At 71.0% G+C, this 9,684-nt stretch carries 8 protein-coding genes; 6 read left to right on the forward strand and 2 right to left on the reverse strand.

Going from position 1 to position 9,684, the window contains the following annotated elements; all coding sequences use genetic code 11:
- Positions 1-82: 82 nt before the first annotated feature.
- On the reverse strand, positions 83-991 hold the full coding sequence (locus ACFWE2_RS22355; protein WP_377226407.1) for a MurR/RpiR family transcriptional regulator: 909 nt from the start codon (positions 989-991) through the stop codon (positions 83-85).
- Between the two features lie 112 nt (positions 992-1,103).
- The gene (locus ACFWE2_RS22360) at positions 1,104-2,243 is read right to left on the reverse strand and encodes an N-acetylglucosamine kinase (RefSeq protein WP_377226408.1); all 1,140 of its coding nucleotides are present in this window, start codon (positions 2,241-2,243) and stop codon (positions 1,104-1,106) included.
- Positions 2,244-2,433: 190 nt separating this feature from the next.
- Here ACFWE2_RS22360 and ACFWE2_RS22365 point away from each other — a divergent pair, with 190 nt between their 5' ends.
- From ACFWE2_RS22365 to murQ, 6 genes are all read left to right on the forward strand, one after another.
- Positions 2,434-3,495, forward strand: coding sequence for a biotin/lipoate A/B protein ligase family protein (locus ACFWE2_RS22365; protein ID WP_377226409.1), 1,062 nt, complete (start codon positions 2,434-2,436; stop codon positions 3,493-3,495).
- A gap of 166 nt (positions 3,496-3,661) precedes the next feature.
- Entirely contained in the window at positions 3,662-4,957 is a 1,296-nt protein-coding gene (locus tag ACFWE2_RS22370) for a sugar ABC transporter substrate-binding protein (RefSeq protein ID WP_377226410.1), read from the forward strand.
- 71 nt (positions 4,958-5,028) lie between these two features.
- Positions 5,029-5,937, forward strand: a complete 909-nt coding sequence (locus ACFWE2_RS22375; RefSeq protein ID WP_377226414.1) for a carbohydrate ABC transporter permease — start codon at positions 5,029-5,031, stop codon at positions 5,935-5,937.
- Positions 5,934-6,764 carry a carbohydrate ABC transporter permease gene (locus ACFWE2_RS22380; protein ID WP_377226411.1) on the forward strand — a complete coding sequence of 277 codons (831 nt, stop codon included), beginning with the start codon at positions 5,934-5,936 and terminating at the stop codon, positions 6,762-6,764. The genes ACFWE2_RS22375 and ACFWE2_RS22380 overlap by 4 nt, the downstream gene beginning before the upstream one ends.
- Positions 6,761-8,524, forward strand: coding sequence for a glycoside hydrolase family 3 N-terminal domain-containing protein (locus ACFWE2_RS22385; protein WP_377226412.1), 1,764 nt, complete (start codon positions 6,761-6,763; stop codon positions 8,522-8,524). Before ACFWE2_RS22380 ends, ACFWE2_RS22385 begins: the two co-directional genes overlap by 4 nt.
- A gap of 139 nt (positions 8,525-8,663) precedes the next feature.
- Positions 8,664-9,623: an N-acetylmuramic acid 6-phosphate etherase gene (gene murQ, locus ACFWE2_RS22390; protein WP_377226413.1), complete on the forward strand. Its 960-nt coding sequence runs from the start codon at positions 8,664-8,666 to the stop codon at positions 9,621-9,623.
- The last annotated feature ends 61 nt before the right edge of the window (positions 9,624-9,684 follow it).

Here is a 9,684-nt window from a genome sequence, read left to right on the forward strand (position 1 = left end):
AAGTAGAGCGCCTGTCCGAGTCTTCCTGGGTGTCACCAGGGAGATGCGGACAGGCGCTCTACTTCGCGGACCCTGCCGGAGGTCAGGCGACCGGGGCCGCCGGGCGGTCCTGCTTGGGAGTGCCCTGGTCGAGGCGCTGGTCGCGCACTGCTTCGTACGTCGCCTTGATGGCGATCGACGAGCGGTCGTACGTGCGCTGCGCGACGCGGACGAACAGGTAGTCCACGACCGTGAGCTGAGCGATGCGGCTCGACATGGCACCGACCCGGAACTGGGTCTCGCGGGCCGTCGTGGCCAGGACGACGTCGGACACGAGGCCGATCGGCGCGTCCGGGAAGTTCGTGATCGCCGCCGTGAGGGCGCCGCGCTTGCGGGCGTTCTCGAGCGCCGTGTTGGTCTCGCGCGTCTGCCCCGAGTGCGAGACCGCTACCGCGACGTTGCCCGGCTCGAGCAGGGCCGACGAGGCGAGCTGCTGGTGCGGGTCGGGGGACGTGAACACGAAGATGCCGATGCGCTGCAGCTTCATCGCCAGGTCGGCGGCGGCGAGGTTGGACGAGCCGACGCCGTAGACGTCGACCCGCTTGGCCTCTGCGATGGCCGTGGCGACCCGCTCGATCGCGTCGGTGTCGATCATGCGGGCGGTCTCTTCGATGGTCCGCGCCTCGTGGAACGCGATCTTCGAGACGACGGCCTCGATGTCGTCGGTCTGGTTGATCTCGCCTTCGGCGATGCCGGACCGCTCCATCTCGACCTCGCGCCGGCTGGTCGCCTGGGCCAGGTCGATCCGGAACTCCGGGTAGCCCGCGTAGCCGACGGCACGGCAGAACCGCACCACGGTGGCCTGTGACGTGTCCGCGTGACCGGCGAGCTCGGTGATGGTCGACTGGACGACGGTGTTGGGGTCGTCGAGGACCGTCTGAGCCACTCTGGCCTCTGCTGGCCGCAGCGTCGGTAGTGCGCGCCTGAGTCGGACGAGGACGTCACCTGTCATGTCGCATCTCCCGGGTTGGGGGTGGTGGGGCTGGGGGTCGGAAACTTACACCCGTACCGGGGATTCGGGCATGACGGGGTAGTGAAGGAACGCCTCGGTGACGGACCGTCGGTCACTGAAGCTCGTCACCAGGCAGCTCGATGGTCGAGAGCTCCGCGGCGAGGATCTCCCTGGCGCCGGTGTCTTCCGGGGTCTCGTGCAGCGTGTGGTGGCCGTCGACGCGGACGGTCAGCCACGGGCGGAAACCACCGACCGACTGCGGCGCGCTGCTCAGGCGCCGGGCCAGGGTGAGCGCACCGTCCAGCGGCGTGCCACCGCTGGGTACGAGGGAGACGTCAGGCCGGTCGACGGAGAGGTGCTTGGTCAGCGACACCGTGAGCGGTGACTCCTCCTGCACCAGACGACCGGTCGTGGAGGCGAGCGGCGGGATCCCGCGGCCGAGTGCGCTGGACAGCGTGTCGGCGAGGTGCCGCCCGGCCTCTTCGAGGATGCGGATCGACGTCGGGTCGCCCTCTGCCGCGGCGATGATGACCTCCGGGGCCATCGAGGCGAGCTGCTTGGCGCGCTCGGCGTTCTTGTAGAACTGGTTGGGCCAGCTCTCGATCAGGCCGAACTTGGCGACCGCTGCGTCCAGCAGGCGCTTCGAGGCGCCGCGGCTCGCGCCGTCGTGGTACCGGCCGGCGGCACGCAGCGCCTCGCCACCGACCCAGACACCGGCTCCGAGGTCACCGAGCAGGTGACCCCAGCCGTCGGCGCGACGCCAGCGGTTCACACCGTCGAACCCGAACGCGACAGCGCCCGTGCCGACGGAGAGCACTGCACCGGCGCGACCGGCGCGCCCGCGGAGGGCTCCGATGTGTGCGGTCAGCGCGTCACCCGCGACGGCGGTCCGGTTGGTACGCAGCTCGCGGGCCAGGATGTCGTGGATCTCGGTGGGCTTCTCGACCAGGGAGGTCAGTCCCGTGATGCCGACGGCGGCGGACGAGACGGGAGCGGTGCTGCCGTCGCTCATGCCGTCGTGGCCCATGCGGGCGGCCCACGCGTTGAAGGACTGGCACAGCGATGCGACGACCGCCGCGGCATCGCTGCCGTGGTGGTTCACCTTCACGGCGCGGCCGGTCAGGCTGATGCGCTCGGGGTGCGTCGAGTTGCCGAACTCCGCGACCAGGCGCGAGCCACTACCGCCTACGTCGAGAGCGACGACCCAGGCGTCGATCGCCACTTCATCGATATCCAGTGCGAGTTCGGACACCAGGTCATTCTGACACGGAACCGGGGCAAGGATGTCTAAAGAAAGGAGGAAATTCTGGTCTGTTCTGCCGCGCCATCTTGCCAAATGTCGGTTGTGTCCGACCGATGTGCCCGACGCCGGAGTCGCACCTTCCGTACCAAGGGCGGGTCCGGCGCCGGACACCGCAGGCACCGTCGCCTACTGTGAACACGTGCGCGGAGAGTTCAAGGTTCCACACGGAAAGCTGGTTCGTGTCGAGACCGAGGTGGTCGACACCGACGGGTCGCCCGGCAGGCTGGCGGACACGAGGGTGAGCGGGGACTTCTTCCTCGAACCCGACGAGGCCCTCGAGGCCATGGGCCAGGCCCTCGACGGACTGCCCGCCGACGCCCCCAAGGCCCAGCTCGCCGAGGCGGTGCGGGGCGCCCTGGAGGGCGCCACGGCCGTCGGGTTCGACGCCGACGCCGTGGCCGTCGCCACCCGGCGCGCGCTGGGCCACGCGACGGCCTGGGAGGACCACGAGTTCCAGGTGATCCGCACCCCCGCGGTGTCACCGCTGCTCAACGTCGCGCTCGACCAGGTGCTGACCGAGGAGCTGGGCGCCGGACGGCGCGGGCCGACCCTCCGGTTCTGGGAGTGGGACGAGTCGGCCGTGATCATCGGATCGTTCCAGTCGCTGCGCAACGAGGTCGACACCGAGGGTGCCGCGCGGCACGGGGCCCGCGTGATCCGGCGGATCTCCGGGGGCGGCGCCATGTTCATGGAGCCCGGCAACACCATCTCGTACTCCCTGTACGTGCCGGGCTCGCTCGTGGACGGGCTGAGCTTCGAACGGTCCTACGCGTTTCTCGACGACTGGGTGGTCGGCGCCCTGCACGGGCTCGGCATCGACGCCGCGTACGTGCCCCTGAACGACATCGCCTCGCCGTCCGGCAAGATCGCGGGCGCCGCCCAGAAGCGGCTCGCCGGGGGCGCCGTCCTGCACCACGCGACCATGGCGTACGACATGGATGCCGACAAGATGACGGACGTGCTGCGGATCGGGCGCGAGAAGCTCAGCGACAAGGGCACCCGTAGCGCGAACAAGCGCGTGGACCCGCTGCGCTCCCAGACCGGGCTGGACCGGAGCGCGGTGATCGACGCGCTGGAGGCGGCGTTCCGCGCGCGGTACCGGACCGTGCCCGGCGAGATCACCGCGCAGGAGTGGGCGCTCGCCGAAGGGCTGGTCGAGTCGAAGTTCGGTACGGAGAAATGGACCGCTCGCGTGCCATAGGGCCCGGGTCAGGATGGGCAATCACGGTTTGGTAACACCCCTAGCAGATCATTCATCGCGTCAGTAATCTCCACGCAATGCCGCGTATCGGGAATTTCATTTCTCAGCAATTCACCTGGCTGCTCTCGCGGCGCTCAGCGCAGGACCAGCGGAAGGATGCCGAACGATGACTCGAGCGATGCGACGGCCCGTGGCGGCGGCCACCGGTGCACTGCTTCTGGCGGCCACGACGGCGGCGTGCGGCGGGGGCAGCGGGGGCGGTGACGGCGACGGGGCCGGCTCCCTCAGCGTCTGGATCATGCAGGGCACCAACCCGGGCGCCGAGGACTTCTTCGCCGACGTCTCGGCGGCGTTCGAGGAGGAGACCGGCGCGACGCTCGACGTCGAGTTCGTCGAGTGGGCCGACGCGCACGACCGGTTCGTCACCTCCATCGCCGGCGGCACGACCCCCGACGTCGCGGAGACCGGCACCACCTGGACGCCCGAGTTCGCCGACGCGGGCGCGCTCGCGCCGCTCGACGAGTACGTGGACGGCGCGGGCGTCGGCGACGACCTGGTCGAGGGCCTCGTCGAGGCCGGGACCTACGACGAACAGCTCTACGGCATGCCCTGGTACGCGGGCGTGCGTTCGCTCGTCTACAACACGGAGATGTTCGAGCAGGCCGGTGTCGAGCCGCCCACCACGTGGGCCGAGCTCGAGGAGGCCGCGGCGGGGCTCAAGGAGGAGTACCCGGACAAGATCGCCGTCGCCGTCCCCGGTGACGCCGAGTTCACCGTCTACCCGTGGGTGTGGGGCGCGGGCGGCGAGGTCGCGACGCTCGACGGCGACACCTGGACCTCGGGCCTGGACAGCCCGCAGGCGCAGGAGGGCATCGGGTTCTGGACCGGCCTGGCCACCGAGGGCGGCTACTCGTCGGAGGGCGCCACCACCTGGCGCGAGACCGACGTGCTGGACGCGTTCGCCGCCGGCGACGTCGGCATGGCGGTCATGGGTTCGTGGACCCCTGGCGCGACCGTCGAGGCCAACCCCGACATGGAGGGCAAGTTCGCCGCCGTGCCGATCCCGGGGCAGGACGGCGGCATCGCCCCGTCGGTCCTCGGCGGCTCGCACCTGAGCATGTTCGAGACGGCCGAGGACAAGGAGCTCGCCTGGACGTTCATCGAGATGATGACCACCGGCGAGTTCGCGCAGCAGTGGGGCGAGCAGTCCGGGTACTTCCCCGGCCAGGTCTCCCTGCTGGACGAGACCCTGGCGAGCACCGACCCGCTCGTGGCGCCGTTCGCCGAGCAGTTCGTCGACGGCGGGGCCTCCGTGCCCGCGGCGCCGACGTACGGCGCGGTGCAGGCCAAGCTCACCACCAGCACGATGATGCAGTCGATCCTCTCCGGGGAGGCGGACGTCGCGACGGCGAGCAAGGCCGCCGCCGAGGAGATGACGAACGTGCTGAACGGGTCTGAGTGACCGAGCGAGTGACTGAGCACGTGACCGAGCAGGTGACTCGGCCGTCGGCGCAGGCCCGGCCGCGAGAGACACTGCCACGGCTCAGCCGGGCCAGGGCCGCCGTCGTGCGGCCCTGGCTGCTGCTCGCCCCGGCGCTGATCGTGCTCGCGGTGCTGCTGCTGTGGCCGCTGGTGCGGGTGTTCCTCTTCTCCCTGCAGGACTACGGCCTGCGCGAGATCACGACGGGCGAGCCGAACTGGATCGGCACCGCGAACTACGCCGAGATCCTCGGCTCCCCCGAGCTGTGGACGGTCGTGCTGCCCAACACCGTCGGGTTCGCCGTGCTGTCCGTTGCGGGGACCGTCGCGTTCGGCACGGCGGTCGCGGTGCTGCTCGCGTCGCTCGGCACGTTCTGGCGCACCGTCACGTCCAGCGCGATCATGGCCGCCTGGGCCATGCCCGCCGTCACCGGCACGTACGTGTGGGTGTGGATCTTCGACGCCGACCGCGGCGTCTTCAACGACGTCCTCATGGGCCTCGGCCTGCTGGACGAGCCCACCAACTGGTTCACCGACCGGTGGTCGTTCTACGCCATCGTGCTCCTGAACGTGATCCACCACGGGTTCCCGTTCGTCGCGGTCACCGTGCTCGCCGGGCTGCTCGGAGTGCCGAAGGAGATGCTGGAGGCCGCCGAGATGGACGGCGCCGGGGCGTTCCGCCGGTTCTTCTCGATCATCGTGCCGCAGCTCCGGCAGGTGTTCGCCGTCGTGATCATCCTGTCGACCATCTGGGACTTCAAGGTGTTCGCGCAGGTGTACCTCATGCCCGGCGGCGCAGGCTCGAACCGGTCGGTGCTCAACCTCGGGGTGTGGTCGTACGTCGAGTCGTTCGGGCAGAACAGGTACGGCTTCGGCTCCGCGATCGCAGTGCTGCTCACGCTGCTGCTGCTCGCCATCACCGCGGTCTACGTGCGTACCGTGCTGGCGGAGGAGGAACGATGAGCTCACGGCGCTCGCCCCTGCGGCAGCTCGGCAAGGGTGTGCTCGTCGCGCTCCTGCTCGTGTTCACCCTGTTCCCCGTCTACTGGATGCTGAACAGCTCGCTCGACGCGCGGGCCGGGCACACCAGCAGCTTCTGGCCCGCCGAGCCAACGCTCGACCACTACGTGTTCGTGCTCACCGAGGGCGGGTTCGGCACGTTCCTGCGCAACTCCCTGGTGGTGGCGCTCGGCACCGTGCTGGTCTCAGCGGTGCTGGCCCTCCTCGCCTCGGTGGCCGTCGCACGCTTCCGCTTCACGATGCGCACCCAGATCCTCATGCTGGTCCTCATCGTCCAGATGGTGCCGCTCGAGGCGCTGGTCATCCCGCTGTTCGTCCAGGTGCGCGACCTGCAGCTGCTGGAGACCCTGATCGGCCTGGTCGTCGTGTACGTGGCGCTCGCGCTGCCGTTCGGGATCTGGATGCTGCGCGGCTTCGTCGCGGCCGTCCCGGTCGAGCTGGAGGAGGCCGCCTACCTCGACGGCGCGAGCTGGGGCCGGATGTTCTGGTCCGTCCTGCTGCCGCTCGTGGCGCCCGGCCTGGTCGCGACGAGCATCTTCAGCTTCATCACCGCGTGGAACGAGTTCATCTTCGCGATGACGATGCTCGGCGGTGCGACGGAGAACTACACGGTGGCGATCGGCCTGCGCTCGTTCTTCGGCGTCCACTCCAACGACTGGGGCGCCATCATGGCGGCCTCCACGATCATCACCGTGCCCGTCATGATCTTCTTCGTCCTGGTCCAGCGCCGGCTCGCCTCGGGTCTGACCGCGGGGGCCGTCAAGGCATGACGGCCGAGCCCGCCGGGCCCGCTCGCACCGTCTCCCGCACCGAGCGTGCGGTCAACGGTGTGCTCCTGCCGGGCTTCGAGGGAGTGGACATACCGGACTGGCTGGCCGACGCCGCCCGCGCGGGCCTGGCCGGCGTCGTCTACTTCGCGCGGAACACGCCGGACGTCGCAACCACCGCCGCGCTGTCCGCCACCCTGCACTCGATCTCGCCCGGCCTGCTGATCGCCGTCGACGAGGAAAGCGGCGACGTCTCGCGGCTCGAAGCGGCCACCGGGTCGTCCCTGCCCGGGGCTGCGGCGCTCGGCGCCTACCCGGGCGGCGGCACCGTGTCCCTGGACGCCGGCCGGGCACTCGGCCGGCTGCTGGCCGCGACCGGCGTCGACCTGCTGCTGGGCCCAGTGCTCGACGTCGTCTCCGAGCCGGACAACCCGGTGATCGGCGTCCGCGCCTTCGGGACCACGCCCGACGCCGTCGCCCGCCACGGCATCGCGTTCGCCCGCGGCGTGCGCAGTGCCGGCGTCGGCGTGTGCGGAAAGCACTTCCCCGGCCACGGCGCCACCACCGTCGACTCCCACGTGGGGCTGCCGGTCGTGGACGAGCCGCTCGACGTCGTCCGAGAGCGTGACCTGCTCCCGTTCGCGCGTGCCCTGCGACCCGAGGGCAGGGACGCCGGCCAGTCGGCCCTCGACGCGGTCATGACCGCCCACGTGCTCTTCCCCGCGCTCGGCCCGGCGCCGGCCTCCATCGAGCCGGCCGCCACGCGGCTGCTCCGCGACCTCGGCCACACCGGCCCGATCATCACCGACGCCCTCGACATGGGCGCGCTGCGCCAGCTCACCGGCTCGGTGGGGGAGGCCGCCGTCCGCGCCGTCGAGGCCGGCGCCGACCTGCTCTGCCTCGGGCTCGACCCGGCCCTCTACACGGAGTCGTACGACGCGCTGAGCCGGGCCGTCGCCGCCGGCCGCCTGACCGTCGAGCGGCTCGAGGAGTCAGGGGAGCGCACGCACGAGCTCGTGGCGGCGCTCCGGGACCGGCGAGCAGCGGCCGGCGCGGCGGCCGGCGGCCACGTCGCGCAGGAGGCGCTCGCGGACCTGTCGGTGCTCGGGGCGCAGATCGCGGACGCCGTCGTGCACGTGCGGGGCGGGCGGCTCGTGCCGCTCGCGCCGGACGCCGAACCCGACGTCGTCGACCTGCGCACCCGGCTGGACCATGCCGCCGGACGCACGGCCCGGCACGTGCAGTCCGCGGTCGCGGAGGCGTGGCCGGGCGCAAGGCTGTCGCGGGCGCCGTCACCGGGTGAGGCTTCGGAAACGCCTGGTCAGGGGGTTGCGGGGGAGGGGGACGCGGAACTTATTCTCGACGAATCTGGACTTGCGGTGCTTATTGCCCGAATCTCCCGGTACGGTGTATCGGCGGATCTCGACAGAACTGGTGTCAAACGTGGCGCAGAATTTCCTGGGGGCGTTCCCCGGGGTGCGCCCCGCTCCGAACCACTCGTCGTGATCACCCGTGAACCCGTCCTGGGTTCGGCCGAACGCGCCCACCTGGAACGGCTCTGGGCGGTCCGGCCGGATCTCGTCGTGGTCCACACGGGGCTTCCCGGGCCGGTGGAGGACTGGTTCGGGACGCTGAGTGGTGGTGGCCCGGCTGTCGTGGTGGCGTGCGGGACCGGACGAGCGAACGCGGCGGCCGCCGTAGAGCGTCTCCGCGGCCTCGCGGACCGGCGGGACAGCGAAGAACAGCGCAGCAGCGAGCAGTGAGAGCAGCCATGAGCGATGAGCAGTACGGGTTCCAGAAGAGGGACCGCGACCTACTAGAGCAGTACAGAGACCAGCGACGCAGTGTCCAACGACGCAGCGTCCAACAGTGCAGTGCAGGCAATGAGAGAGAGGCTCGCCGATGATCGCGGAGGCTGGATTCGAACGGCACGCACAGTCGTTGCCGCGCCCGGTCTCACCGACCGAGGAGCGCAACCCGCGGACCCGCGACATCGACGTGGTCTCCACGGCCGAGATGGTGCGCATGATCACCGACGAGGACGCCGCGGTGATCGCCGCGGTACGCGCCGCGCACCCGCGCATCGTCGAGGCGATCGACATCGCGGTGGACGGGATCCGCGCCGGCGGCCGGGTGCACTACGTGGGCTCGGGGACGTCGGGCCGCATGGGCCTGCTCGACGCCGCCGAGCTCCTGCCGACCTACGGCGTGGGCGAGGAGATGTTCGTGCCGCACCTCGCGGGCGGGCTGGCCGCCTTCAAGAAGGCGGCCGAGGGCGCGGAGGACGACATCGCGGCGGGTGGCGCGCTGGTCGCCGACGTCGGTCCGGCCGACATCGTGTTCGGCATCGCGGCCAGCGGCGGCACCCCGTACGTCGGGGGAGCGCTCGACATGGGCCGCGCGCGCGGGGCCCGGACCGTGCTGCTCGCGTCGAACCCCTTCGCCTCGCTGGCGTCCAAGGCGGACATCCCGATCCTGGTGAACACCGGGCCGGAGGCCATCACGGGGTCCACCCGCATGAAGGCGGGCACCGCCCAGAAGATGGTGCTGAACACCTTCTCGACGGCGGTCATGGTGCGGCTCGGCAAGACCTACTCGAACCTCATGGTCGAGGTGCTCGCGACCAACGCGAAGCTGCGCAGGCGACTGGTCCGGCTGCTCACCCAGGCCACGGACCTGGAGTCGGACGTGTGCGAGAACGCGCTGGCCGCGACCGACGGAGACCTGCGGGCCGCGCTCGTGATGCTCGTCGCGGGCGTCGACCGGTCGGTGGCGACGCGTGCCCTGGCGATCACCCCGGGCCGGTTCGGTGCGCCGTCCGTGCGTGAGGCGCTGGCGGCGCTGGGCGTGGAGCCGGCGTAACGCGAGGGGGTCCGCGAGGTAGAGCGGGTGTCCGAGCCTCCCCGGTGTCCCGGGGGGTCGG

It is taken from the genome of Promicromonospora sp. NPDC060271, from assembly GCF_042726755.1.
Taxonomy (GTDB): Bacteria; Actinomycetota; Actinomycetes; order Actinomycetales; family Cellulomonadaceae; genus Promicromonospora.